The sequence below is a fragment of the Pandoraea sp. 64-18 genome, assembly GCF_001899225.1.
GTDB classification, from domain to species: Bacteria; Pseudomonadota; Gammaproteobacteria; order Burkholderiales; family Burkholderiaceae; genus Pandoraea; species Pandoraea cepalis.
Genome location: NZ_MKVU01000013.1, coordinates 101,224 through 126,910 on the forward strand (window position 1 = coordinate 101,224; position 25,687 = coordinate 126,910).

19 protein-coding genes are annotated in these 25,687 nt (G+C 64.8%); 6 read left to right on the forward strand and 13 right to left on the reverse strand.

Annotation, left to right across the window (positions count from 1 at the left end; translation table 11 throughout):
* Positions 1–9 precede the first annotated feature (9 nt).
* The 5 genes from BGP02_RS11415 to metE all read right to left on the reverse strand — a co-directional run bounded on the left by BGP02_RS11415 (position 10) and on the right by metE (position 9,971).
* The gene (locus tag BGP02_RS11415; RefSeq protein WP_017234362.1) at positions 10–3,183 is read right to left on the reverse strand and encodes an efflux RND transporter permease subunit; all 3,174 of its coding nucleotides are present in this window, start codon (positions 3,181–3,183) and stop codon (positions 10–12) included.
* Positions 3,184–3,500: 317 nt separating this feature from the next.
* Complete coding sequence (locus BGP02_RS11420; protein ID WP_286798521.1) at positions 3,501–5,216, reverse strand: glycosyltransferase family 39 protein; 1,716 nt, start codon at positions 5,214–5,216, stop codon at positions 3,501–3,503.
* A gap of 60 nt (positions 5,217–5,276) precedes the next feature.
* Complete coding sequence (locus tag BGP02_RS11425) at positions 5,277–6,644, reverse strand: sensor histidine kinase (RefSeq protein ID WP_286798522.1); 1,368 nt, start codon at positions 6,642–6,644, stop codon at positions 5,277–5,279.
* On the reverse strand, positions 6,641–7,300 hold the full coding sequence (locus BGP02_RS11430) for a response regulator transcription factor (protein ID WP_017234365.1): 660 nt from the start codon (positions 7,298–7,300) through the stop codon (positions 6,641–6,643). The genes BGP02_RS11425 and BGP02_RS11430 overlap by 4 nt, the downstream gene beginning before the upstream one ends.
* A 382-nt stretch (positions 7,301–7,682) precedes the next feature.
* The gene (gene metE, locus BGP02_RS11435) at positions 7,683–9,971 is read right to left on the reverse strand and encodes a 5-methyltetrahydropteroyltriglutamate--homocysteine S-methyltransferase (protein WP_286798523.1); all 2,289 of its coding nucleotides are present in this window, start codon (positions 9,969–9,971) and stop codon (positions 7,683–7,685) included.
* Positions 9,972–10,197: 226 nt separating this feature from the next.
* Here metE and BGP02_RS11440 point away from each other — a divergent pair, with 226 nt between their 5' ends.
* From BGP02_RS11440 to BGP02_RS11455, 4 genes are all read left to right on the forward strand, one after another.
* Positions 10,198–11,625: an NAD(P)/FAD-dependent oxidoreductase gene (locus BGP02_RS11440; protein WP_261938643.1), complete on the forward strand. Its 1,428-nt coding sequence runs from the start codon at positions 10,198–10,200 to the stop codon at positions 11,623–11,625.
* Between the two features lie 62 nt (positions 11,626–11,687).
* Positions 11,688–11,819 (forward strand): VOC family protein, encoded by a 132-nt coding sequence (locus BGP02_RS11445; RefSeq protein WP_286798524.1) that lies wholly within the window; start codon positions 11,688–11,690, stop codon positions 11,817–11,819.
* A gap of 12 nt (positions 11,820–11,831) precedes the next feature.
* Positions 11,832–12,167 (forward strand): VOC family protein, encoded by a 336-nt coding sequence (locus tag BGP02_RS11450; protein WP_286798525.1) that lies wholly within the window; start codon positions 11,832–11,834, stop codon positions 12,165–12,167.
* Positions 12,168–12,348: 181 nt separating this feature from the next.
* Positions 12,349–12,942 carry a putative pterin-binding protein gene (locus tag BGP02_RS11455; RefSeq protein ID WP_261938641.1) on the forward strand — a complete coding sequence of 198 codons (594 nt, stop codon included), beginning with the start codon at positions 12,349–12,351 and terminating at the stop codon, positions 12,940–12,942.
* 31 nt (positions 12,943–12,973) lie between these two features.
* Here the strand turns inward: BGP02_RS11455 and BGP02_RS11460 are convergent, their stop codons facing one another.
* From BGP02_RS11460 to BGP02_RS11470, 3 genes are all read right to left on the reverse strand, one after another.
* Entirely contained in the window at positions 12,974–13,981 is a 1,008-nt protein-coding gene (locus tag BGP02_RS11460; protein WP_261938640.1) for a sterol desaturase family protein, read from the reverse strand.
* Positions 13,982–13,992: 11 nt separating this feature from the next.
* Positions 13,993–14,937, reverse strand: a complete 945-nt coding sequence (locus tag BGP02_RS11465) for a YVTN family beta-propeller repeat protein (protein WP_232424646.1) — start codon at positions 14,935–14,937, stop codon at positions 13,993–13,995.
* 338 nt (positions 14,938–15,275) lie between these two features.
* Positions 15,276–15,845 (reverse strand): PadR family transcriptional regulator, encoded by a 570-nt coding sequence (locus BGP02_RS11470; protein ID WP_286798526.1) that lies wholly within the window; start codon positions 15,843–15,845, stop codon positions 15,276–15,278.
* Positions 15,846–16,033: 188 nt separating this feature from the next.
* Here BGP02_RS11470 and BGP02_RS11475 point away from each other — a divergent pair, with 188 nt between their 5' ends.
* On the forward strand, positions 16,034–18,055 hold the full coding sequence (locus BGP02_RS11475; RefSeq protein WP_286798527.1) for an NADPH-dependent 2,4-dienoyl-CoA reductase: 2,022 nt from the start codon (positions 16,034–16,036) through the stop codon (positions 18,053–18,055).
* Positions 18,056–18,281: 226 nt separating this feature from the next.
* Positions 18,282–20,057: a GGDEF domain-containing protein gene (locus BGP02_RS11480; protein ID WP_017234371.1), complete on the forward strand. Its 1,776-nt coding sequence runs from the start codon at positions 18,282–18,284 to the stop codon at positions 20,055–20,057.
* Positions 20,058–20,120: 63 nt separating this feature from the next.
* Here BGP02_RS11480 and BGP02_RS11485 read toward each other — a convergent pair whose 3' ends face one another.
* The 5 genes from BGP02_RS11485 to BGP02_RS11505 all read right to left on the reverse strand — a co-directional run bounded on the left by BGP02_RS11485 (position 20,121) and on the right by BGP02_RS11505 (position 25,535).
* Positions 20,121–21,332 carry an SAM-dependent methyltransferase gene (locus BGP02_RS11485; RefSeq protein WP_286798528.1) on the reverse strand — a complete coding sequence of 404 codons (1,212 nt, stop codon included), beginning with the start codon at positions 21,330–21,332 and terminating at the stop codon, positions 20,121–20,123.
* On the reverse strand, positions 21,329–22,156 hold the full coding sequence (locus tag BGP02_RS11490) for a DUF1365 domain-containing protein (protein ID WP_286798529.1): 828 nt from the start codon (positions 22,154–22,156) through the stop codon (positions 21,329–21,331). The genes BGP02_RS11485 and BGP02_RS11490 overlap by 4 nt, the downstream gene beginning before the upstream one ends.
* A complete protein-coding gene (locus BGP02_RS11495; RefSeq protein ID WP_286798530.1) occupies positions 22,153–23,457 on the reverse strand; it encodes an NAD(P)/FAD-dependent oxidoreductase in 1,305 nt (434 codons plus the stop codon). Before BGP02_RS11495 ends, BGP02_RS11490 begins: the two co-directional genes overlap by 4 nt.
* 151 nt (positions 23,458–23,608) lie before the next feature.
* Positions 23,609–24,712 carry an SAM-dependent methyltransferase gene (locus BGP02_RS11500; protein WP_261938635.1) on the reverse strand — a complete coding sequence of 368 codons (1,104 nt, stop codon included), beginning with the start codon at positions 24,710–24,712 and terminating at the stop codon, positions 23,609–23,611.
* Positions 24,713–24,743: 31 nt separating this feature from the next.
* Complete coding sequence (locus tag BGP02_RS11505; RefSeq protein WP_017234376.1) at positions 24,744–25,535, reverse strand: DUF1295 domain-containing protein; 792 nt, start codon at positions 25,533–25,535, stop codon at positions 24,744–24,746.
* Positions 25,536–25,687 lie beyond the last annotated feature (152 nt).

Here is a 25,687-nt window from a genome sequence, read left to right on the forward strand (position 1 = left end):
GGGCCCCCGTCAGGATGGGGTATTGGGTTCGGCACGGCGTGCCTTGCGTCGCGCGAGTCGCGTATGCACGCCGGCGAAGACCAGCGGCACGAAGAAGAGCGTCGAGACCGTGGCAAACAGCAGGCCGCCGATCACCGCGCGGCCCAACGGCGCGTTCTGCTCGGCACCTTCGCCGAGACCGAGGGCCATCGGCACCATGCCGATCATCATGGCGAGCGCCGTCATCAACACCGGACGGATTCGGCTCGCCCCGGCTTCGAGCGCCGCTTTGAGTGGCGCCATGCCCGCTTCCATGCGCTGGCGTGCGAAGGCCACCACGAGAATGCTGTTGGCCGTGGCCACGCCCATCGTCATGATGGCCCCCGTGAGCGCGGGCACCGAGAGCCGTGTGCCGGTCAGGAACAGCATCCAGACGATGCCCGCGAGGGCGGCGGGCAGGGCACTCACGATGATGAGCGGATCGACCCACGACTGGAAATTCACCACGATCAGTAAATAGACGAGCACGATGGCCATCGCCACGCCCAGGCCCAGCCCAAGGTACGAGCTTTGCATCGTGCTGACCTGGCCGCGTACCGTGATCTGGCTGCCGCGCGGCAAGTCCGTGCGCGCCTGGGCCACGAGCCGGTCGATATCGCGCGCGACGCTTCCCAGGTCCCGGCCTTCCACGCTCACGAAGATGTCGATCACCGGCCGGATGTTGTAGTGGCTGACCACCGCGAAGCGCTGCGTCGGCTCGACCGTGACGAAGTTGGCGAGCAGTTGCGGCTGGCCGTTGTTGGTCGTGCCCGCCACCGGCAGACGCAGCAAGTCGTCGAGGGAGCTGATACGGTACTGCGGCGATTGCACCGACAGGCTGTACTCCACGCCGTTCTGCGGATTGAACCAGAAGCCCGGCGACGTCTGCGAGCTGCCGGAGAGCGAGATCAGCACGTTCTGGGCGACGGCGTTGGCGTTCAGGTTCAGCTGCTGCAAGCGCGTGCGGTCCATGTTCAGGTGGATCGTCGGCGCGTTGATCCGTTGCTGGATATGCGTGTCGACGGTGCCGGGCACCTGTCGCACCTGCTTGAGGAGCTTCGTCGCGGCGTCGAAATTCGCCAGTTGTCGAGCGCCGCTGATCTGAATGTCGATGGCCGCGGGCAGCCCGAAGTTGAGAATCTGCGTGACGATGTCGGCCGGTTGAAAAAAGAACTCGACGCCGGGGAAGCGCTGCGGCAGCACCGCACGAAGCTTGTCGATATAGCCTGTGCTCGGGTGATGGTCGGGGGTGAGCGCGATCTGAATTTCGCCGTCGAGCGTGCCAATGGTGCCCGCGTTGCTGTACGAGAGATTGATACCGCTGTAGGGCAGGCCCAGGTTGTCGAGAATCGTTTCGAGTTCGTTGGCGGGCACGATCTCGCGCACGACCTTTTCGACTTCATCGGCCAGACGCGCCGTTTCCTCGATGCGCGTGCCGGTGGGCGCGCGCATGTGCAACCGGATGTTGCCCGCGTCCACGCTCGGGAAGAAATCCGCCCCCAACGCGAACACCAGCCCCATCGACAGCACGCAGAACGCCAGGAAACCCGTGGCGAATACGCGCCGGCGTACCAGCAGCATCGAGAGCACGGCGATGTAGGCGGCGCGCATGCGCTCGAAGGCGGCGTCGAAGCGCAGATAGACGCGCCGGAACGCCCCGGGCGCCGCGTTCGGATCGGCCGCGCGGGCGTGTCCCATGAGCAGCATCGCGAGCGTGGGCACCAGCGTGCGCGACAACAGGTATGAGGCCAGCATCGCAAACACGACCGCCTCGGCGAGCGGCACGAACAGGTAGCGAGCCACCCCCGTCAGGAAGAACATCGGTACGAACACGATACAGATGCATAGCGTCGAGACCAGGGCAGGCACGGCAATTTCGCCCGCACCGTGGAGAATCGCCTGGTGCAGCGGCGTGCCCATATGCAGATGGCGCTCGATGTTCTCGATGGTCACCGTCGCGTCGTCGACCAGGATCCCCACGGCCAGCGCCAATCCGCCCAGCGTCATGATGTTGATCGTTTGACCGAGCGCATGCAGCGCGAGCAGCGACGACAGAATCGAGAGCGGGATCGAGATGGCAATGATGCAGGTGCTGCGCCAGTTGCCGAGGAACAGCAGGATCATGGCGGCCGTGAGCGCGGCGGCGATCAGCGCTTCGCGAATCACCCCTTGCACCGCTGCCTTCACGAACACCGACTGATCGAACAGCGCGGAGATGTGCAGATCCGGCGGCAGCGCGGCGCGCGCTTCGGGCAGCAGGGCCTTGAGCGAGTCGACCACCGACAGCGTGGACGCATCGCCCGTCTTCATGACCGACATCAGCACGCCGCGCTGGCCGTTCTGGCGCACGATGTTCGTCTGCGGCGAGAAGCCGGTGCGCACGTGCGCGACTTCGCGCAGATAGGTCGTGGCGCCGTTTACCGTACGCACCGGGATGTTGTTCAGGCCCTCGACCGTGGCCGGCGACCCGTTCATGTCGACGCTGTACTCACGCGGGCCGATCTTCGTTGTGCCGGTCGGCAGGATCAGGTTCTGGGCGTTGACCGCAGCCACCACGTCCTGCGCCGTCAATCCCTTGGCGAGCAAGGCGCGCGTGTCGATGTCCACGGAGATCAGCCGCGTCTTGCCCCCATACGGATAGGGCACGGCGGCCCCCGGGATCGTCACCAACTGCGGCCGCAGGAAATTGAGCGCCGTGTCGTTGAGCGCGGGTTCCGACAGGCTGGGGCTCGACAAGCCGAGCTGCATTACCGGAATCGATGAGGCCGAGTAGCTGATGATGAGCGGCGGCGTGGCGCCCGGCGGCATCTGCTTGACCTGCGCCTGCTCGATCGCCACGACCTGGGCGATGGCCGTTTGGAGGTTCGCCGTCGGCTGGAGGAAGATCTTGATGATGCCGATGCCGGGCAGCGATTGCGACTCGATGTGCTCGATATTGTTGACGGTGGTCGTCAGTCCGCGTTCGTTGCCGGAGATGATCCGGTTGGCGACATCCTGTGCTGCCAGGCCGTTATAGGTCCAGATGACGCTGATGACGGGAATGTTGATCTCCGGCAGCACGTCGACCGGTGTGCGCATGAGCGCGAGCGGCGTAGCGAGCAGGATCAGGATGGCCATCACGATGAACGTGTAGGGCCGCTTGAGCGCAACGTTGACAATCCACATGGTTCAGACGCGCTCGGGCGCAGTCGCAGACTTACGGGGCAAGGGCCGTCCGGAGCGCGTGCGCCATGGCGCGGCACCGGTCCCGGAAGGAATGTCGCCATGGTAGGGGCGCACCCCCAACGCCAAAATGGCGCGAAAGTGGCGAAATTGACAGAAATCTCGGCACCGGCCGCACAGCCTTGTCCAACAAGGCGCTGTGCGTGGTCACGACGAGGGGCGTGGCATATTACGGTGTGTTGCGCTTTGAACGAGACGCGCAAAAAAAATGGCTGGGGGCAACGCGTCCCCCAGCCATTCCTGCCTCGGCGCGGCCGCGCTCAGTTGGCGGCCGGCGGTGTGTCGGTCGTCGGCTTCTCGATGATGACGCGACGGTTGTCGCGCGCGATGACCTTCATCGGCAGACCGAGCGTCTCGAGCACGGTGAACTTTTGCGGGTCGACCAGCGCAAGCGCCTTGGGCGCCGCCATCCAGACGTCGGCAAACTTGTTGAGCGTCGGGATCCAGCTATCCGGCGCTTGCGAGATGCCGAATTCGAGTTCGTCCTGCACCGCGACCATGATCATGGTGTGACGCAGGTAGAACGGCATCGTGTGGTCGAGCGTGCCGACGGAGTAGAACGGCGTGTCCGGTCCCAGGCGATCCATTTCCGCACGCACGGCCGGCACCAGATCGATCCCGGAGCTGCTGCGCCCGAAGGCTTCATGCCCGGAACCGCCGATCATCGCAAACGCCAGCCACGCGCCGGCAAAGGCGACGAGCGCCTGCTTCGTGCTGCGCGTGCTCAGCCAGCGCGCGATGGCGAGGCCGATCAGTCCGGCGACGCTGGCGGCGTAAAGGTAGTACGAGAAGGTGCGGTAGGCTTCGACCGGGTTGCGACTATCGGAGTGATGGGAGAGAAAGACCAGGCACGTCACGATCGTCGCCACGAACAGCACGGCGGACACGACGAGGTGCTTGCGCAGCGACTCGCGCGAGATGCCCGCGAGCCCCAGCCCGATCAGCAGTGCCAGGGCCGGCGCGACCGGCAGCACGTACGACAGCAGTTTCGAGTGCGACACCGAGAAGAAGCAGAAGATGAACACGGCCCAGACCGTGAGCATCAGTACCGGACGGAACCCATTGGCCTGACGCGGTGCAGCGCGCGACGCCGACACGACGCGCGGAATCATCGACAGCCATGGCAGGAAGCCGATGATCAGCACCGGCACGAAGTACCACAGCGCGCCGGGACGATGGTGATCGGGCTTCAGGAAGCGGTTGAAGTGCTCGTTGATGAAGAAGAATTCGAAGAACGACGGGTTGCGCGCCATGACCGCGGCGAACCACGGCACGGTGACGGCGAGCATCACGATCAGGCCGCTCGCAAGGTGCAGACGCTTCCACAGGGCCCAGTCGCGTGAAATCAGCGTGTAGATGATGAGGACCGCACCGGGCAACACCACGCCGATCAGCCCCTTGCTCAGGATCGACAGGCCCATCGCCGCCCAGCACAGCCACATCCAGTTGCGGACCTGCGTGTCGGTGAGCCCGGGGCGTTGCGCCAGCAGCAGCGAGCACAGCGCCAGCCCCATCATGAACGACACGCCCATATCGAGCACGTTGAAGTGGCCGAGCAGGCTCCACAGCGGGGCACTTGCCAGCGCCAGCGCGGCAAAGAAGCCCGCGCGCGCGCCGAACACCCGACGGCCGGTATAACCGACGAGCAGCACGCCGCCGAAACCGGTCAATGCGGTCCACAGACGGGCCTGCCAGTCGCCCAGTCCGAAGATCATGAACGTCAGCGCGTTCATCCAGGTCTGGAGCGGTGGTTTCTCGAAGTACAGATAGCCGTTGTAGCGCGGGGTGACCCAATCGCCGGTCGCCAGCATTTCGCGCGCCATCTCGGCGTAGCGGCCTTCGTCGCTGGGCACCAGATGGCGCAGGTTCAATACGCCGAACCAGACCAGCGCGAATGTGGCCAGCAGCCAGAGCAGGGCGGCGGGAGAGATCGGCCAGGGTTCCAGCCCGGCGTCACGTTGAGGGCGTATGGACATGAATGGGAGGTTTCCGGTCTTGTTGAATGAGGTAAGTGTCGTGAATAAGGCGCATGACGTTCAGGCGCCGGTGTTGTCGGCGGCATCGGGGTTAGGCAGCGTCACACGCACATGCAAGCCGTGCGGCGGAGTCGGACTGGCATCCGCCAGCGTCACCCGACCGCCGAGGCGGTCGACGATCGCGCGCACGATGGCGAGGCCCAGGCCCGTGCCTTCGCCGCCGTGATCGCGGGCTTCGCGTTGGTCGCTCGCGCGGTAGAACGCATCGAATACGCGCTCGCGCTTGTCGGCGTCGATGCCTGGCCCCGAGTCGATCACGTCGATGACCACCTCGGCCGCCGTGGCCGACAGGCGCACGCCGACACTGCCGCCCGCCGGCGTATAGCGCACGGCATTGCCGACAAGATTGCTCAGCAGCGTGACAATATCGCGTTTCGATCCCGTCACGCGCAGATTGGGGCGCCCGGGCGCCGCCTGAGACGTATCGACCAGGTCGAGCACGATCTGCTTGCGGTCCGCCAGCACGAAGACGTCTTCGAGCGCTTCGTGCACGGCGGGCAGCAGCGTGAGCGGCGTGGCGGCAACCGTCGGGGCGCTCTGGGCGCGCGCGAGGGTCAGCAATTGTTCGAGCAGCGCGCGTGTGCGGCGCAGCCCGCTCTTGAGCTTGGTCAGGCGATTGCGCGTCTCGGTATCGAGGGGCACCGGGTCGAGTGCCCGGTCGAGGTTCTCGGACTGAATCACCAAAGCGGTCACCGGCGAGCGCAATTCGTGCGCGGCGTCGGCCACAAACCGGCGCTGCTCGTCGAGCGCCTTGGCGAGTCGCGCCAGCAGACGATTGATCGACACGATGAACGGCTCGATTTCCGTGGGCGCGTCTTGCGCGTCGAGGCCGCGCAGATCGGTATCGCGCCGGGTGTCGACATCGTCGGCCAAGCGCTGCACCGGTCGCCACGCGCGGCGCACCGTCACGACGATGGCGCCGATGAGCAACGGCACGAACCCCACGAAGGGCAGCGCGGTGCGCAGGCCGCTGTTACGCGCAATCTCGTTGCGTCCTTCCGTTGGCTGGGCGACAACGATACGCAGCTCCGGCTCGATAGTGCGCACGAAGGCGCGCCAGGTGTGGTCGCCCGTATTGACCGTGTGAAAGCCGTCGGCCAGCGTGACCGGGAAGCTGCCGCCGAGCCGCTGTACCGTGAGACGGTAGTCGTGATCCTCGACCGGCAGGCCATGCATGGCGCTGTCGGCCTCGGCGAGATTGCGGGTGTCGACGAGCGCGGCGAGTTGCAGCAGTTGATCGTCCTGGAAACGGTAGGCCTCGCGAAAGGCCGCCGCGTAGGAGACGAAGCCCGCGACGATGGCCAGTCCCAGCGCACAGGCCGAGAGCGTGACCACCAGTCGTGACTGCAGCGAACGCATCATGATCATGGCTTGGGCACCAGCCAGCCCGCACCACGGATGTTGCGGATGACGTCCGCCCCGAGCTTCTTGCGAATGGAATGGATCAGGAAGTCGATCATGTTGCTTTCGATCTCTTCGCCCCACCCGTAGAGGCGGTGCTCCAGCGCGTCGCGCGAGAGGATCGTGCCCGGGCGCAGCATCAGCGCGTGCAGCAGGGCGTATTCGCGTGCCGAGAGCACACACTGGTTCTCGCCGTAACTGGCCTGGTGGGTGGCGGGGTCGAGGACCAGCGCGCCGTTCGTGAGCACCGGTGCGGCAACGCCCGCCTGCCGGCGGATCACGGCGCGCATGCGCGCAAGCAACTCGCCCACTTCGAACGGCTTCACGACGAAGTCGTCGGCGCCCAGATCAAGCCCGTGGATGATGTCGTCGGCACCGTCGCGGGCCGTCACCACGATGATGGGCGTGCGTCCTCCCGCCGCGCGGTGCGCCCGCAGCACCTCCCAGCCGTCTCGCCCGGGCAGGCCGAGGTCGAGCAGCATGAGGTCGTAGCTGTGCGCGGCCAGCGCCGCCAGGGCGGCGTCGCCGTCACGACACCAGTCGGCCGCATAAGAGGCGTCCTTGAGCGCCTGCATCATGGCCTCACCGATCATGGTGTCGTCTTCTACGAGCAATATCCGCATGGTTTTCCGAACGCTTCCCGACGTCGCCACGCAGACGAACGCCTGATATCCCGCTCGTCACGCAGGACGGCACGGGCGCACGATAGCGCGCGAGAATTAGGAGAAACTTAGTCCGCGGCGAGGTGCGTCCGCGCGACTATGCCATGCAAACCAATAGCTAATCAATGACTTAGCAAGGTTTTTTCACGTAACCTCGCCATGACGGGACCGCATCGGCTTAGTCGTGAGGCATCGCTGAGGCCGGTTGGCGTCGTTTCACAGCGGATCGGGAGACAAATACGGCGACGCAACGCCAGCGGGCCGGCGAGTGCCGGCCCATGCGTTCGAAATGGTTGTCGGCCGGCAGATCGGACCCTCTCGAACCCTTTCGCCGGGAGGCCGCTTACTGCGCGCGCAGCGTCTTCGCCGCGGCCACCATGTTTTGCAGTGCCGGAATCACTTCCGCCCACTGGCGCGTCTTCAGACCGCAGTCCGGGTTGACCCACAGGCGCGAGGCCGGAATGCGTTCGGCCGCCTTGCGCATGAGCGACACGATGTGCGCCTGCGTCGGGATATTCGGCGAGTGGATGTCGTAGACGCCCGGTCCGATTTCGTTCGGGTATTGGAACGAATCGAAGGCATCCAGCAGTTCCATGTCGGAGCGCGATGTCTCGATGGTGATGACATCGGCATCCATGTCGGCGATGGCGGCGATGATGTCGTTGAACTCCGAATAGCACATATGCGTGTGGATCTGGGTGTCGTCCTGCACGCCGTTCGCGGTGATGCGGAACGACTCGACGGCCCAGTCCAGATACGTTTGCCATTGCGCACGGCGCAGCGGCAGGCCTTCGCGCAGGGCTGCCTCGTCGATCTGGATCACGCGCACGCCCGCTCGCTCCAGATCCAGCACTTCCTCGCGAATCGCCAGCGCCAGTTGGTAGCACGACACCGAGCGGGGCTGATCGTCGCGCACGAAAGACCAGTTCAGGATCGTGACCGGCCCGGTCAGCATGCCCTTCATCGGTTTGCGGGTCAGCGATTGCGCGTACCGGATCCACTCGACGGTCATGGCCTTCGGGCGGCGGATATCCCCGAACATGATGGGCGGCTTCACGCAACGCGACCCGTATGACTGCACCCAGCCGAACTGACTGAAGGCGTAGCCGTCAAGCTGCTCGCCGAAATACTCGACCATGTCGTTACGCTCCGCTTCCCCGTGCACGAGCACGTCGAGACCAAGGGCCTCCTGTTCGCGCACGCTGCGGGCGATTTCGGCCTGCATCGCGGCGACATAACCGGACTGATCCAGTTCGCCGGCCTTGAACTGGCGGCGCGCAGCACGGATTTCGGACGTTTGCGGGAACGAGCCGATCGTCGTGGTCGGATAACTCGGCAGGTTCAGCGCGGCGGCTTGCTTCTCGGCGCGCACGGCGTACGGGTGTTGGCGGCGGCCCAACGCGGCTTCGATCTTCGCCACCGCTTCCTTGACGGCCGGGTGGTGCACGCGCGGCGAGGCGCGGCGGCTTGCGATGGCGCGGGCATTGGCGTCCAGTTCGGCACGCACGGCGTCGCGGCCTTCGTTGATGGCGCGCGCCACGACCGTCACTTCGGCGAGCTTCTGCTTGGCGAACGCCAGCCATGATCGGATTTCGGCATCGAGGTTCTGCTCGCTGTCCAAATCCACCGGCACATGCAGTAGCGAGCACGACGGTGCGACCCACAAGCGATCGCCTAATGCCTGGGCGACCGGCTCCAGCCAGTCGAGCACGGCGGTCAGGTCGGTCTTCCAGATGTTGCGGCCGCTGACCACACCAAGCGACACGACTGCATCCGGGGGCAGGGCGTCGATAACCTTGGCGACTTCGCTTTGGGCATTCACCGCATCCAGATGCAGGCCGTCGACGGGCAATCCGCAGGCCAGCGGCAGGTTCTCCTGCAGTTCGCCAAAGTACGTGGCGAGCAGGCGCTTGACCGGCGCGGCGGCGAGCGCGGCGTAGGCCGTCTCGAAGGCCTGCTGCCATTCGGCGCTCAGTTCGGTGACCAGGATCGGCTCGTCGATCTGCACCCATGCCACGCCCTGCGCGGCGAGCGTCTCGAGCAGCTTCACGTAGACCGGCAGCAGGCGCGGGAGCAGGGCCAGCTTGTCGCTGTCGTCCTTGGCTTTGCCGAGCCACAGGTACGTGACCGGGCCGAGAATGACGGGCTTGGTCTTCACCCCGGCCGAGCGGGCCTGCGTGAGTTGTTCGACCAGACGCGATGCGTCGAGCGCAAAGGTTGTGGCCGCGGAGAATTCCGGGACGATGTAGTGATAGTTCGTGTCGAACCACTTGGTCATTTCACCGGCGGCGACGCCGCCGCAGCAGGCGTCGTGCGCCTCGGCGCTGTGGGCGGATCGTCCACGGGCGACGCGGAAGTAGTTGTCGAGCGCGTCGCCGTGGAAGCCTTGGACACGCTCAGGCAGGTTGCCCAGCGTGAAGCTCATGTCGAGGACTTGATCGTAGTAGGAGAAATCCCCGACGGGGGCCAGATCCAGGGCGGCCTGGTCCTGCCAGTGACGCCGGCGCAGCGACGCGCCGAGCGCGGTCAGGTCGTCGCGCGTCGATTGCCCCTTCCAATACGCTTCCAGACCGAACTTCAGTTCACGCTTCGCGCCGATGCGCGGAAATCCCAGGTTGTGTGTCGTTGCCATGTTCTCTTGTGACGCTAGCCGCCAGATGAAGGAAATCGTGACGACGATCATAGAGGTTTCGTTTCATGAATGAAAATGGTCTTATTTTAGATTGACGTTAATTTTATTCATGTTGATCGGGCAGCGCCTGATGTCGCGTGCGTCGCCCCGCACGTCGCATATCAGTTCGCGTGTGATTGATTCGCATCAATGCCCCCGCCGACGATACCGATAGGCTTTTAGGGGGATGGAAGCGCGCGAACGAGGTGACACCGCTGCGACGGCTGCCAAGGCGTGGGGCAACGTCACGATCTGGCGCGTGGGTGGCGCTTGCCCTGGACTGTCCGAATTCACTGCGCTGCGCGCTGGAGACATGCTTATGAACACCGCGACCAAGCCACATGTGCTTGTCCTCGGCGGCAATTTCGCCGGACTTTCCAGCGCGCAGAAAATCCGTGAATACGCGGGTGAGAGCGTGGACATCACGGTGATCGACCGCAAGGACTATCTCCTATTCGTGCCCAATATCCCCACCGACGTGTTCGAAAATCGCGATCCGTCGCTGCACCAGCGCATGCAATTGCGGCCAGCGCTGGCGGGAGACGACATCCACTTCATCCAGGCGCTGGTGCAACGCGTGGATATCGACGCCAGAATGGTCCACTTTCTTCCGTTCGAGCGCCCGGGCGAAGCCTCCGAGTCGTTGCACTACGACTACCTCGTGGTTGCCTTGGGTGCCCATCTGGCCTATGACCGCCTGCCCGGCTTTGCCGAGCACGGGCATACCGTCTCGGACCTGTTTCACGGTGAGCGCCTTCGTCGGTATCTGTTCGAGGGCGGCTACCGCGGTGGGCCTATCGTGATTGGTGCGGCGCACTTTCACCAGGGCGATGGCGCCGAGGGCCTGCAACCCTATCCGGGCGGCAGCATTCCCTATCTGAAGGCGGCGTGCGAGGGGCCTATCCTGGAGATGACGACAGCGATGGCGAGTTGGCTCACGCGCACCGGCAGGGGAACCCCGGAAAAGATCACCGTCTTCACGCCTGATGAGGTGATCGCGGCGGACGCAGGTGTCAAGAACGTCGAGGCCTTCCTGCGGATGACCCACGCGATGGGCATCCACTACCGCAACAACATGCCCGACATTGCCCGGCTTACCGCTGAGGGCATCGAGTTCAACACAGGGGAGACGCTTGCGGCGGAAATCAAGTTAATCCTGCCCGACTGGGTGTCGCATGAGTGTCTGCGGGATCTGCCGATCTGCGACAGTCGGGGTTTCGTGCGGACTAATCTGCTGATGCGCAATCCAGAACACCCCGAAATTCTTGCCGCTGGCGACTGCGCATCGGTAACCGTGCCCAAGATCGGCGGCATCGGGCACCAGCAAGCCGAAATCGTCGGACGACAGATCGCGCTCGACATGGGCCGCATGGACGCCGAGGAGGCCAACCAGGCACTTCGTCCGGTCACCTTTTGCATTGGCGACATGGGCGAGGGCCGGGCGTTCTACGTGCGCTCCAACAGCTGGTTTGGTGGCCACGACGATGTGCTGAAAATGGGGCGAGTTCCGTATCGGCTGAAGATGAGCTACCGGGACTTGTTTTTCCTGACGCACGGGAAGATGCCGGGGTTTGGTCTGAACATCGCGCAGTTCGCAGCCGAAAGGGTATTTTGACGAGCGGCGCGAAGGGCTGCCGACAGTTTGACAGTTGCAGGACACATTGCGGAGACAAATGGATGGTCGATTCCACCGCGTTCCCACAGGCACAAGAATTCCACGTGAGCCTGCGCGTCGCCGATCTGGCTGCGAGCACGGCCTTCTACACTGCGTTATTCACTGCCTCGCCCAAAGACACCACGCCGCGATAAAGCACATTCCTTTTGCCGCATTTGCATCTGAACCTGGTACTACTGGTCAACGATGGCCAGAACCCGTTGGATACCTATAGCCTCTATCACCTGGGGCTCGGGGTGGCGGGGAAGACGCAAGTGATCGCCGCGTATCATGCCGCGCTGGCCGCTGGGGCGCCCATTGTCAAGCCTCCGCGCACAACGTGGCGCGGCACCCCGCTGCACGAATTGTGGCTGCGCGATCCCAGTGGCTATCTGATCGAGGTCTATGCGCGGCTCACTGTCGAAGAGCTGGCGCAGATGCCGACCGATCAGGAGCCGACCCTTCTCGTACCGAGCACCGAGACGTCACAGAGCGCACCGTAATTGAAGACGATCATGTCGCTCCCAGCGAGGGTGCTTGCGTCTTTATCGTGACGGGCGATGGAAGTTCATGATCGAGTGCACGAAGCAGCAGGCGACGTGCCACCGGGCTGTTCGCTCGTGATACGCTCGTGCAATGCTTCGGCGCACCTGCCGGCATTCGCCATCGCTTTCGTCAACTTCCATGAAGAAAAGAGAGTTTCTTGCCGGTGCCGCGGCAGTCGGCGCGTCTGCGCCGTTGTTCGCCAAGACGGCTGCAATGCCGGGATCAGCGGCTACGACATCGCTGGTCACCATCAGCGGCGCTATCGGGCATCACAACCGTGGGCCTGTCGATCCAGCGCTCGATCAGCTCTTTCACAAGCAACTGGTGAAATTCGACGCCGCGTATGCGTTCGACTTCGGCATGTTGACGCGCCTGCCCGCGCAGACCATCCGTCCGACGCTGGAATACGATGCCCGGCCGCACACCCTGCGCGGACCACGTCTGACCGACGTTCTGGCGCAGGCGGGCGTGCCCGCCAATCCGGCGACGCAGGTGTTGTTGCGCGCGATCGACGGGTACATCGTCGCGACCACGCTGGCGCAGTTGCGCGAGTATCGCTTCCTGCTCGCCACGCATCTTGACGACAAGCCGCTTGCGCTCGGTGGTTTGGGGCCGCTGTGGGCCGTCTACGAGCCGGCCGCGATCCCCATGCTGGCGGGCAAACCCCTCAGGGAGCAGTTCGCGCTTTGCCCGTGGGGCATTTATCACATCCAGATCAACGCTGTCTCCTGAACCGTGCCCGCGCTGAGGCGGGCGCGTCCGGTCAGGAAGCGTCGGCGCGCAAGGCGGGGCGACGCAGGGTAAGGCGTCTCGCGATACGTCCGAAGGCGCGCAGTTGTTGCGCTATCACGCCCATCCCATACCGGCGCGAACGGCCTTCGGGGGCGGGGAGTTGGTCGCGAATGCCGGTCGGCTCCGCGGCGCGTTCCCAGGAGGCGGTACGGAATACCACGTCCCACCAGGGAACCAGCACGCCGAAGTTGCAGCCGTACCGAGTGCCTTCGTGCCCGTAGCCGATGGCGTGATGACGACGGTGAAACGTCGGGCTCACGATCAGACGTTCGAGCACCGGGCCGTACGGTAGCCGTGCATTCACGTGCTGAACACTCTGCAAGAAATTCCCCACAGCCACGAGCACGACGTATTGCGCGGGTTGCACGCCGATGAACAGCGCAATCGACGCAAAGAAGGCGGCTTGCAGCATGTTGTCGAGGAAGTGGTTGCGGTCGTCCGTCCACATCGACATCTGTTGCTGGCTGTGGTGCACCGCGTGCAGTTCCCACCAGACGCCGAAGCGATGCTGCCAGCGGTGGTACCAGTAGCCCGCGAAGTCGAGCACGATCAGGTAGAGCAGGAACGTCACGAGCGGTTGATCCGTCACGCCCGGGTACAAGCCGTCCAACTGGACGTTCGGCAGCCCGTGGATCACCATCTGGCTCTGCAGCGCGTTAAAGACCGGTTGCAGCACCATGAAGAAGAGCAGATTGAGAATGCCGAGCTTGGCGATCCACGTGTAGATCACGTCGGCGCGCACCTGGCGGCGATCCTGCCACTGCTCGACCGGACGCAACGCCTCGAGCGGACGCAGCAGGGCATACGTTACGCCGATCTGGAAGACTCCGACGAGCACCCAATACAAGGCGTCATAGATATCGTCGGCGTAGCCCATCAGGTTGAAGTGGAACAGCAGCGGCTGCACCCCATCGACGTAGACGAGCGTCTGCGCAGCGGCGATGCCGCTGTCTACGAAGTTGATGGCTTCCTGAATCATCTGGGGTCTCGTCAGTCCGGATTCGGCGAAAGTACGGGCGCGCGATCAGCAAAGAAAATACCATGCGGCGATCGATTGACGGCAATTCGGTCGATGAGTTTGCGCGTCGTCAAGTCGATCACCCCCACATGACGCGCAAACCGGAATGTCACCCAAAGATAACGCTTGTCGGCGGACAATTCCATATCGTCCGGCCCTGGCATCAGGCCGGTGATATCGCCCACCTTGGTCAGCGACTCGTAATCGAGAATGCTGATCGTGCTCTCGACACGGTTGCTCACGGCGATGTGACGGCCATCGGCGAGCGAGCGGAAGTTGTGGGCGCCGCGTCCCGTCGGAATGCGTTTGACGATCTTCTGCGTGCGCCAGTCGACCACGGCCACATCGTCTTCCCCCGTCATGCCGACGAGCAGGTACTTGTCGCCCGGTGTCATCCAGAGCCCCGCAGGCGTCTTGCCAAGCGCCATGCGCCACTTCACCGTTTGCGTCGCAAGGTCGATGGCGGCCAGCTCGCCCGTGTCCTGCACCGTCACGAACACGGTCTTGCTGTCCGATGTGAAGGTCATATGGCTGGGTGTCTTGGCCAGCGGAATGCGCTTGGCGATCGAGAAGTTCTGGCCGTCATAGTGGTACACGTCGAGACGGTCAAGGCGCAGTGCCGTCGTGACGAACCATTTGCGGTCAGGCGAGAACGCGAGCTGATACGGGTCTTCGATGTCCGCGATCTGACGTTGCAGCTTGCCGGTGTTCGGATCGAGGAACATCAGGCTGTTCGAGACCGAATTCGCGACGATCAACGAACGCTTGTCGGGGGTGATCATCAGGTGATGCGGCTCCTTGCCCGTCGGCATGGTGCCGACGACTTTGTGCGACGCCTGATCGATGAGGGAAAGCTGGGCTGCGCCGGAATCGAGCACGATGACTGTGCCGGCATGCGCGGGCGAGAGCGGGAGCATCGCGGCGACCACGACCGAAAGCGTCGCCAGGGTGTGGGCACGGCCGCTCAGCCGGGAAAACTTGAAAGAGAACGCCATGAGAGCCTGAGGTGGGGCATAGGACAGTAACGCAGGGCCGGTAAGCCATGCGTCGATTCCTTCGTTAAACGCGCCACGTGCCCGGCGCGTTGACAGAAAAATGGGACGAGACGGGACGAAACACGGCAAGACGGGATATCGGCGGACGAAGTGGGGAGACAGGGTGCGACATTGGCCGAAACGTGGCGCGAAGCGGCGGGATGCCGCAGTCCGATAAAACTTATCCGCTCCCCAAGCGCGTAGGCTCACGCCGCGTCTTGTCAGGCGGAAGGCGCATCGGCGGGTGCCACGCCATCCCATTTTTCCAGCAGGGCCAGCGCCTCGCGCGTCCAGTCGAGCCAGCCTTGCTCATACCGCACGCCAAGTAACAGAATGTGCCGTTGCAGTGTGGCGGCGCGCGTTAGCGCCTCGTCCGGGGGAAAGTCGCGCGCTTCGATGGCCTGGTAGGCAGCGAGCTTTTGGGCGTGGAGTGCCGCGCGCCGCTGCAATTCCGGCTGCAGGCCGAGCGGCCCGATGGCGGCATCGGCACGCAGTCGCACCATCAGATCGTCGCGCAGATCGGCGGGGGACGTGGGGGTGGCGGCCCAGTTGAGCAATTCATCGCGCCCGGCGTCGAGCACGCGGTAGACGCGCTTGCGCGTGCGCCCGCCATCCGGCGCAGCCATCGAATCGATCCAGCCGGACGCCTCCATACGCGCCAGTTCGCGGTAGATTTGTTGATGGCTGGCATGCCAGAAAAAGCCGATCGACTTGTCGAAACGGCGAGCAAGGTCGTATCCGGAGGACGATTTCTCCAGCAACGAGGTCATCAGGGCGTGGGCAAGCGGCATGTCCGGCAGTGTAGGGACTCTATTTAGACTATGCAACCAGTTGCATAGTGGGCAACGCCCCCTTAAAATCGCCCTCGAACTATGCAACCGGTTGCATAAACCAAAGACGCGCGAACGACGCGTCATGTGCTTGCCGGGTAGTCCCTGCCAAAACCTGCGGCCCGCGCCGAATGAAAAGTGAGACAACGATGAGCGGCTATCCCCACCTGATGCAACCCCTGGATCTGGGCTTTACGACGTTGCGCAACCGCGTGCTGATGGGCTCGATGCATGTCGGGCTCGAAGAGGCGCGCAATGGCTTTGCCCGCATGGCCGAGTTTTACGCGGAGCGGGCGCGTGGCGGCGTGGCGTTGATGGTGACGGGTGGCATCGCGCCGAACGACGCCGGTCGGCCCTATGCGGGCGGCGCCAAGCTCAGCACCGAGGAAGAGGCCGAGAAGCACCGTGTCGTAACGCAGGCCGTGCATGCCGCCGGGGGCAAGATCGCCTTGCAGATTCTTCATTTCGGGCGCTATGCGTACCATCCCGATCTGGTCGCGCCCAGCGCATTGCAGGCGCCCATCACGCCCGCCAAGCCGCGCGAACTGACGAGCGACGAGGTCGAGGCGACCATCGGCGACTTCGTCAACTGCGCCGCGCTCGCGCAGCAGGCCGGATACGACGGGGTCGAAATCATGGGGTCCGAGGGGTACCTCATCAACGAATTCATTGCGGCCCGCACCAACCATCGCACCGACGCCTGGGGCGGCAGCTATGAGAACCGGATCCGCTTCCCCGTCGAGATCGTGCGCCGCGTGCGCGAGCGCGTGGGGCGCGAGTTCATCATCATCTACCGCCTCTCGATGCTCGACCTGGTCGAAGGCGGGTCCACCTTCGAGGAGGTGGCGCAACTGGCCCGCGCGGTCGAGGCGGCCGGGGCGACGCTGATCAATACGGGGATCGGCTGGCACGAAGCCCGCATCCCGACGATTGCCACGAGCGTGCCGCGCGCCGCATTCGCGTGGGTCACCGGCAAGCTCAAGGGGCACGTCGGCATTCCGCTCGTCACGACCAACCGCATCAACATGCCGGACGTGGCCGAACGCATTCTTGCCGACGGCGAAGCGGACATGGTGTCGATGGCGCGCCCGCTGCTGGCTGATCCCGAGTTCGTGAACAAGGCGGCGGCCGGCCGCGCCGAGACGATCAACACGTGCATCGGCTGCAATCAGGCGTGTCTCGATCACACGTTCAGCGGCAAGATCACCTCATGCCTGGTCAATCCGCGCGCGTGCCATGAGACGGAACTGCGCATCGAGACGGCCGGGCGCACGCGTCGTGTGGCCGTCGTCGGCGCGGGCCCCGCAGGTCTGGCGGCGGCAACCGTCGCGGCGCGGCGGGGACACGACGTCACGCTCATCGAAGCCGATGCCGAGATCGGCGGGCAATTCAACATGGCCAAGCGGATTCCCGGCAAGGAGGAGTTTTTCGAGACCCTGCGCTACTTCCGTCATGAACTGGATGCCGCGGGCGTCAACGTGCAATTGCACACGCGTGCGACGGTGGCGTCGCTGGTCGACGGCGGGTACGACGACATCGTGCTGGCCACCGGGGTCGTGCCGCGTCGGCCTGCTATCGAGGGACTGGATCACCCCAAGGTGCTCAGTTACATCGATGTGCTGCGTGGCGGGGCATCGGTCGGCAAGACCGTCGCCGTGATCGGGGCAGGTGGCATCGGCTTCGACGTGGCCGAGTTCCTCACGCAAGCCGGAGAGAGTGCCACGCTCGTGCCGGCGAAGTTCTACGCGGAGTGGGGCATCGACCCGGCCTACGCGCATGCCGGCGGCCTGCGCTCGCCAGTGCCGCAGACGTCGCCTCGCAAGGTCTACCTGATGCAGCGCAAGACCTCGAAGGTGGGCGACGGACTGGGCAAGACCACGGGATGGATTCACCGCACCGCGCTCAAGCATCGCGGCGTGGAAATGATCCCCGGGGTGACCTATCGCCGGATCGACGACGAAGGTTTGCACGTCACCATCGACGACACGCCGCACGTTCTGCCCGTCGATAACGTAGTGCTGTGCACCGGACAGGAGCCGTTGCGCGAGCTCGCCGAGGGCCTTCGGGCGGCGGGTGCACGCGTGCATGTCATTGGTGGGGCCGATGTGGCGGCCGAACTCGACGCCAAGCGCGCGATCCAGCAGGGCACCGAGGTGGCGATCGACCTGTGACGGTGCCGGGCGAGCGCGGGCGGCGCCAGATCGTTGTGCGACAATGGCGCCTCGTCGATTTCGGCTGCTCGTTTATCGTCCGCCGGCGTTGTCGCAATGCCAAAGCGTGGGCGCCAAGTGCCGGGCGTCACGTGTCCGAGGCACGCTGTGGATTGTCGCCGTCACGGCGGTGTCCGACGCGGCCCGCGTGGGAGCCTGAACCGTGTGGCCGACGGTGTCATCGTCCATGAAGCGCACGTTTCTCTCTACCGTCTCGCTCACCGGCCGCCTGCGGTGGCTGAATCTCGCTGTCGTCTGCGTTGTCGTCGTCCTTTGCAGTAGTTTGCTCGCCTGGACTTGGGGAACGTACCAGCGCGCGAGCGACGCGTCCCTTGCGCTTGAGGCCTTGCGTGCCACGCTGCTCGCGATGGAGAAGGCGTCGGCGGAGCGCGGGCCGGCCAATGCCGTGCTGGGCGCCGATCTCCCGCTTCCCGACGCATCGGTCGTTGCGCTGCGCAATGCCCGCGAGGCCACCAACGCGCGTCTTCAGGAACTGCTGTCTGCGCTCTCGGCCGATCGGTGCGACGCCTGCGGCAGCAGCTTGCGGATCGTCGAGCGCGCGCGCCTGGATCTCGCGGCGGCCAGCGCGAACGTCGACCTGTTGGTGCAACGTCCACGCGACATGCGCGGCGACGCGGCCGTGCGCGATGCCGTCGATCGCATGATCCGTGTCATCCCCGAGTTCACCTCTGTGGCATCGTCGCGCATCGACGTGATTTCGCGAGGCGCGCCCGACGCGCTTCACTACGTCGTCCTGGCGCGACTGGCGGCGGATCTGCGCGAGTTTGCCGGACAACTCGGCTCACGCTTCACCGCGGCGCTCACCACCGGGAAGCCGCTCGCCGAGGTCGATCAGCGCGCGATTGAACGCACGCTCGGGCGCGTCGAGCAATTGCACGACATGATCGCCGCGCGCATGATCGATCCCCCTGAACTCAGCCCCGAGACGCTCGACGCCCTGAACACCCAGTACTTTGGCGCGGGGCTGCATTATGTGGCGACGGTACGCACGCTAGCCAGTCAGCCCCAACCGGTCGCGCCAACGACGGCCGAGTTTGCGCGCCAGTACGTGCCGACGATGCGCGCGATCACCGACTTCCGCGACAACATGCTGACGCTGGCCCAGCGCAAGGTCGACGCCCGCGCCGCGCTCGCGCTCAAGTGGCTGATCGTCACGGCGATCGCTGCGATTACGCTGGTGCTCGGGATGATCGTTGCGTTGCGGAATTTCCGGCGCAGTGTGGTGCAACCGTTCGAGGCGGCAACGCGTTTCGTCGAGGCGCTGGCGCAGGACAATCTCGATGAGGCGGTGCCGGTTGACGACATGCCGACGCAACGTCCGCAGGTGCGGGCCGTGTTCGATGCGCTGCGCGTACTCAGGCTCAACGCCCTTGAATTAAGGCAATTGCGGCGCGATCGCATCCGGTTGCAGAGTGAGCTGGAAATGAGCGGGGACACGGACCCGCTGACGCAACTGATGAACTGGCGGGCGTTCGAGCGGCAGGCCCAGGCGCTGTGTGCGATGCCGTCGCCGGGGTTGGTGGCGTTGATCAAGCTGGATATCGACAACTTCACGCAGATCAACGCGACCTGGGGACACGGGGTCGGCGACGATGTGTTGCGCCGTGTCGGCGCGGTGTGTCTCAACACGTGTCAGCCGGGGGATGTGGTGGCGCGGCTGGGTGCGGACGCGTTCGCGATCGTGGCCCGTGTGCTTGCCCCATCTCGCGCGCAGCAATTCGCGGAACTGATGTGCGGGCGTATCGAAGCCACCGCATTGACGTTGCCGAACGGCGAAGTCGTGCCGCTGACAGCGAGCGTCGGCATCGCCATCGGCGATCCGGCGACGTTGGGCCCGACGCCGGTGTCCAGCGGCGGGCCGGCCAATGTGTCGGCACTCTTGAGTCAGGCAGAGCGCCAGCTCGACGCCGCGCGCCGCGCCCGGCGGCGAGCCATCGAGTAGGGCGCGTCGCATCGCGTCAAGGCAAGGTCCGCGGGCCACCGCGCGCAAACGCGCAAGGGCCCATCAACGCCCATGCGCCACAACGAAGTGCCGCACATCGATACGCTGTTCAGCGAACGCCGCCTCGCAATATTGGAGATACAGCCGCCACGACCGAATGAACGTGTCGTCGAAGCCTTGCGCACGCACCGCGTCGATCTGCGCTTCGAAGGCGGTACGCCAGTGCTGCAACGTTCTGGCGTAATCGAGACCGAAGCGTAGTGTCTCGACGGCGGTCATCCCGCATGCCTCCGAGGCGCCGACAAATCGCTCCGCGCTTGGCAGCATGCCGCCCGGAAAGATGAACTCGCGGATGAAGTCGCTCGACGAGCGATAGGCGTCGAAGGCGCTGTCGTCGATGGTGATCGATTGAATGAGCGCACGGCCTCCGGGGCGCAAGCGCGACTTGAGCATGCTGAAGTACGCCGGCCAAAACGCTTCGCCCACGGCTTCGAACATCTCGATCGAGACGATGGCGGCGAACTGGCCTTGCACGTCACGGTAATCCGTGAGCGAGACGTCCGCCAGGTGGCTCAGTCCCTCGGCGTCGATGCGGGCTTTGGCGAGCGTCAGTTGCGCTGGCGAGAGGGTGATGCCATGCACTGCGATGCCTTGCCGGGCCGCGTGCAGCGCAAATCCGCCCCATCCGCATCCCACTTCCAGCACCCGCTCGCCCGGACGCAGCGCCAGCGTATCGATGATCCGCTGATACTTGGCGGCCTGGGCGTCGGCAAGCGAACGGTGGGGGTCGCCCTCGAACCAGGCGCTGGAATAGGTCCACGTGGCGTCGAGCCACAGTTCGTAGAAGCGATTGCCGAGATCGTAATGCGCGTGAATGTTGCGACGGCTGCCCGACTTGGTGTTGCCGCGCAGGCGATGGCGCAGGTGATACCAGATTCGTGCGATCCGCGAGCCCGTGACGGTGTTGGAGATCGACGCGAGGTTGCGTATCGCGAGCCGGAGCAGCGCCACCATATCGGGCGAGTCGACCCAGCCGGCGCGATAGGCGTCTGCAAAGCCGATGTCCCCGGCGTGCATGATGCGGCGGCAGGCACGCCAGTCGCGCAGGTGAAGCGTTGCGCCTGGCGAACTGTGGGGATCTCCGAACACATGCAGGGTGCCGTCGGGACAGATCAGCGTCAGGTGTCCGGCGTGAATCCGGCGCAGCAATGCGATAAACAGGCGCGCGGAAATCGGTGCGATCGGACGCACGGAAAGCAGGCGGAGCGGAATCATGGACGAATCTCCCGGTCGGCGGAAGCGGCGCGCTCCGGCGCCGTTGCACGTAGCGTTGGCGGCGTCTTGCCGAAGAACGGCACGCGCTTGAGCCAGAGCCTCAGCGCTTGCCAGTGAATTCTGATGACGACGTTCAGCGCATTGAGGGGCTGCGAAAGCACGGCGAACAGAACGCGCCGCCCCGTGAACGGTTCGGCCCGCATGGCGATCGCCGTGCGCAGCAGCAGCGCATCGCCGACGCGGTAGTCGATAGCGACTGACCATATCGCGCCCTTGCGGCGTACGCGAAACTCGTATTGCCCCTGCACGTCGCAAAACGGGGAGACATGAAAGACTTTGCGGCAGACGAGCCGCGTATCGCCACGAATGGGCGCATGATCGTCGGCACTGAGCAGATACCCGTGGTGTTGACCAAAGGTGTTGCGCACATCCGCATACAAGGCGCGCAAATTCCCCTGACGGTCATGGCAGTACCAGAAGCTCACCGGATTGAACGCGTAGCCGGCCATGCGTGGAATCGTCTGCAGCCAGACGGAGCCGTCGGCGGGAATTCCCGCCTCCGCCAGACGTGCGCGCATCCAGGGCAGGAGCGCACTGCCGTCGCGGGGACCGTAGTCGGCCGATTTCAAGGCGAGTGGGCGTCGCCGGTCCAGCGCGAACCATCGGCTGCGCAGGGCGTCGAGACGCCCGACATCGCAGGCGATCTGAAACATCGAGTAAGTGAACGCATGCCGGACCGGATGCAGCCGTTCGTGGGTCACGAGGCCGCGCAGCAGCCAGGCAGGCGGTGTCGAGGGGTTGCCCGTGACCTCCTTCGTGCTCATGGTTGCGCCCACGTCGGCATCGCGCCAAAGTCGCCGGCCACCCGCAGCGCGGATTTCAGGCCGTCCTCGTGAAAGCCATAGCCGGTCCAGGCGCCCGCGAACCATGTCCGTTGGCGGCCTTGAATATCGGGCAAGCGCGATTGCGCGTCCACGGCCGCCAGATCGAGCAGGGGGTGTTCATAGGCATAGCGTCCCAACACCTTGTCGGGCGCTGGCTCATGGCTCGGGTTGAGCGTGACAATCACGGGGGACGTGAAGGGCAGGGCCTGGAGCTGGTTGATCAGATAGCTCACGCACACGGGACGGTGCGCGTCGGCGGCCGCGTTTGCCTGACTGACGTAATTCCACGCGGACCAGACGCGACGGCGGCGCGGCAGCAGCTTCGGATCCGTGTGCAGGACCGCGGCGTTCGGTTGATAACGCACCGCACCGAGAATCTGATGCTCGGACGCGTTGGCGTCGCCCAGCAACCGCAGGCTGTCCGGGGCGTGCCCGGCGAGCACGACGGCGTCGAAGCGCTGCGATTCGCCGTTGCCGAAGGCGATTGTCACGCCATCGCGCTCGCGCGTCACCCGCCGTACGGGCGTTCGCAACCGGACATCGTCAAGTGTTGCCAACATGCGGCGCACGTAGGCGCGTCCACCACCGGCGACGGTTTTCCATTGCGGACGATGCCGAATCTGCAGCAGCGCGTGATTCAGGCAGAAGCGCAGAAAGGTCGCCGCCGGAAAGTGCAGAATGTCGGCCGCCCGGCTCGACCAGATCGCGGCGGCCATGGGCAAGAGATAGTGGTGCTGGAACGGTTGTCCGTAACCGTTCGCCACCAGCAGGTCGCCGACGGACTGGCGCTCGCGCACCGCGCTTTGCAGGTGTTGCTCCGCCGTCGCGTTAAAGCGCAGTACGTCGCGGAGCATCCCCAGAAAGCGCGGGGAATAGAGGTTGCGACGTTGGGCAAATACGGTGTTCAGGTTCGTGCCCGCCCATTCGAGCGCACCGCCGTCGACCGACACCGAGAACGACATATCGCTCGCGATGGCGCTCACGCCGAGTTCGTCGAACAACGCGATCAGGTTGGGATAGGTGCGATCGTTGAAGACCAGGAAGCCCGTGTCGACCGGGGCACAATGCCCGTCGAGCGTGACATCGACCGTGTTCGTATGTCCTCCGGCATAGTCGCCCGCCTCGAACACTGTCACGTGATGCTTGCGCGCGAGGAAATAGGCGCTGGCCAGTCCGGCGATGCCCGCGCCCACGACGGCGACACGTTGTCCGGGAGGCAGGGTGGCGGTCGATGCATTCATTGGCTTGTCTCGTCGAAGTTTTTTGCTTATACGAAACGTAAGCGCGCGCGGATGCATGCGCGTTTGAAAAAGCGGTGAGCCACCCACGAATGCGCCCGCCGCGGCCGGATACGCAGGGCGCGCCACGTCATGGCGGCGGCGGGGCGGCGGCTCATACCTGTTGGCGCCGCTTTTCGAACAGATAGTGGCCCACGCCCCACTCGCGGCCCTGGGCGTAGCCGAACAGTTCGGCAACGGCCATATAGAACATGCGCCAGCGCTGGAACTGAACGCCGGCCTGCGGGCCATAACCGGCCTCGAGCATCGGCAGGGTCGTCGCACGCGACGCGTCCAGGGCCGCCAGCCAGTCGTTGGCTGTGCGCTCGTAATGGCGACCATCGACCCACCAGCGGTTCACGATGCGCAGGTCGTCCTGGAAGTGCAGCAACAGATCCGCGCTGGGCATGGTGCCGCCGGTGAAGAAGTGTCGCGACATCCAGTCGCTGCCATCCTTGTTGTGGAAAGGGTAGGCCACATGACGATGCGCGAAGAGATGGACGAACAGGGTGCCATCGTCGTTCAGCCAGCGGGCGATCTTCCCGAGCAATGCGCCGTAGTTCTTCATGTGCTCGAACATTTCGATGGACAGGATGCGATCGAATCCTCCGCGAACGCCGTCATCGAACTCAAATTCCGCCACATTGCCGGTCACGATCTGCAGATTCCGAAGCCCGCGTCGCGCCGCCGTCGACTCGATGAAACGGCGTTGACCATGAGAATTCGACAGCCCAACGACCTGCGTACCGGGGTATTGCGCGGCGAGCCAGAGCGAGAGCGAGCCCCAGCCGCAGCCAAGATCCAGAATCCGCTGACCGTCGGCGATATCGGCGCGCTGCGCGTAGAGGGCCAGCATCGCCTGCTCGGCCTGGGCCAGTGTCTCGTCGCCATTCGGGTAATAGCAGCACGAGTACTTGACGGCGGGCCCCAGGTGCTCGGCAAAGAAGTCGCTTGGCACCTCGTAGTGCTGCGTGTTGGCGGCCTGCGTATCCACGGCAATCGGACTCGCGCGCAGTTCACTGACGAACGCGGCAAGCGATTCGACGCTTTTCTCTGGATCGTGCGCATGCGCTTCGCGCAGGCGCTGGCGCATCAGCATGCGCATGCCCGCGCGCAAAACGATATCCGGCACAAGGCCCCGCTCGCAAAGCCGGATCAATCCGGTTTCGTCGGGCGCTTCGGCTCGGGCGGCGGGGGGTTGCGTAAGGGAGGCGGTCATCGCGATGGGCTCCTGACTTCAATGCGCGGATTCATGGCAGCGGCGTTTCCGCGGACTTCCTGGGTGGCCAGGGAATGAGCACGCTGGTGGTTTGCATGTACGTCTTGTAGGCGGGGCGAGAGCGCATCAGATGCGCTTCAAGCAGCGGAATGCCCGACACTTTGAGCAGTAGCCACGCCATGAGCAGCGGCGCGAGCAACGTCGTCCATGCCCAGGGCGCGCCAAATGCGATCACCGGGTAGGCACACCAGTGCAGGCACTCGAAGAAGTAATTGGGATGCCGCGAGTACCGCCACCAGCCGACCTGGCAGACTTGGCCACGGTGGCTGGTGACGGCGGTGAAGCGTCGCAGTTGACGGTCGGCCGACGCCTCGCCCGCGACGGCGGCCAGCCAGACGAGTGCGGCGACGGCCAGCGCCCACGGCGCCGGCGCGTGGGCGTTGAATGCCGGCACGAAGAACGCTGCCGCGAGCAGCATGGCGATCACGCCCTGCAACTGGAAGAACCAGAACATGTTGCGTCCGGCATGCTCGCCCCACTGTTCGCGAAACTGCCGGTAACGCGCATCTTCCGGATGCCCGTAGTTGCGACGCCAGAGATGCATTGCGAGGCGCAGGCCCCATACGCCTCCGGCCACGCCGACGAAGGCGCGATTGATCGCGTGGCCGGTGCCGAGCCCTGCCGCCGCGATCGCCACACTGCCGAGTGCGGCGGCCCAAACCGGGTCGACCATGCCGGCGTTGTGCGAGCGCCATTGGTAGCACCAGGCGAGCGTCAACGCAGCACACATTCCAGCGAACGATACGACGACAGCAAACAGCATGCTGGCTCCAGATAGGGATTCGGGGCTCGATGCTGCTGTATACGAACGTCACGCGTTGCCGGATGCACGCGCCGGAGACATCTTGGAATCGAAGCGGGGAGCGGGCTTGCGGGAAAGCGACGAAGGGGTTGTCCAACGTACGGACAACCCCT

Excerpts from the sequence above, each read along its gene's own strand:
- BGP02_RS11415 (WP_017234362.1), bottom strand. The coding sequence starts at position 3,183 with ATGTGGATTGTCAACGTTGCGCTCAAGCGGCCCTACACGTTCATCGTG.
- BGP02_RS11420 (WP_286798521.1), bottom strand. The coding sequence starts at position 5,216 with ATGTCCATACGCCCTCAACGTGACGCCGGGCTGGAACCCTGGCCGATC.
- BGP02_RS11425 (WP_286798522.1), bottom strand. The coding sequence starts at position 6,644 with ATGATCATGATGCGTTCGCTGCAGTCACGACTGGTGGTCACGCTCTCG.
- BGP02_RS11430 (WP_017234365.1), bottom strand. The coding sequence starts at position 7,300 with ATGCGGATATTGCTCGTAGAAGACGACACCATGATCGGTGAGGCCATG.
- metE (WP_286798523.1), bottom strand. The coding sequence starts at position 9,971 with ATGGCAACGACACACAACCTGGGATTTCCGCGCATCGGCGCGAAGCGT.
- BGP02_RS11440 (WP_261938643.1), top strand. The coding sequence starts at position 10,198 with ATGGAAGCGCGCGAACGAGGTGACACCGCTGCGACGGCTGCCAAGGCG.
- BGP02_RS11445 (WP_286798524.1), top strand. The coding sequence starts at position 11,688 with ATGGTCGATTCCACCGCGTTCCCACAGGCACAAGAATTCCACGTGAGC.
- BGP02_RS11455 (WP_261938641.1), top strand. The coding sequence starts at position 12,349 with ATGAAGAAAAGAGAGTTTCTTGCCGGTGCCGCGGCAGTCGGCGCGTCT.
- BGP02_RS11460 (WP_261938640.1), bottom strand. The coding sequence starts at position 13,981 with ATGATTCAGGAAGCCATCAACTTCGTAGACAGCGGCATCGCCGCTGCG.
- BGP02_RS11465 (WP_232424646.1), bottom strand. The coding sequence starts at position 14,937 with ATGCTCCCGCTCTCGCCCGCGCATGCCGGCACAGTCATCGTGCTCGAT.
- BGP02_RS11470 (WP_286798526.1), bottom strand. The coding sequence starts at position 15,845 with ATGCCGCTTGCCCACGCCCTGATGACCTCGTTGCTGGAGAAATCGTCC.
- BGP02_RS11475 (WP_286798527.1), top strand. The coding sequence starts at position 16,034 with ATGAGCGGCTATCCCCACCTGATGCAACCCCTGGATCTGGGCTTTACG.
- BGP02_RS11480 (WP_017234371.1), top strand. The coding sequence starts at position 18,282 with ATGAAGCGCACGTTTCTCTCTACCGTCTCGCTCACCGGCCGCCTGCGG.
- BGP02_RS11485 (WP_286798528.1), bottom strand. The coding sequence starts at position 21,332 with ATGATTCCGCTCCGCCTGCTTTCCGTGCGTCCGATCGCACCGATTTCC.
- BGP02_RS11490 (WP_286798529.1), bottom strand. The coding sequence starts at position 22,156 with ATGAGCACGAAGGAGGTCACGGGCAACCCCTCGACACCGCCTGCCTGG.
- BGP02_RS11495 (WP_286798530.1), bottom strand. The coding sequence starts at position 23,457 with ATGAATGCATCGACCGCCACCCTGCCTCCCGGACAACGTGTCGCCGTC.
- BGP02_RS11500 (WP_261938635.1), bottom strand. The coding sequence starts at position 24,712 with ATGACCGCCTCCCTTACGCAACCCCCCGCCGCCCGAGCCGAAGCGCCC.
- BGP02_RS11505 (WP_017234376.1), bottom strand. The coding sequence starts at position 25,535 with ATGCTGTTTGCTGTCGTCGTATCGTTCGCTGGAATGTGTGCTGCGTTG.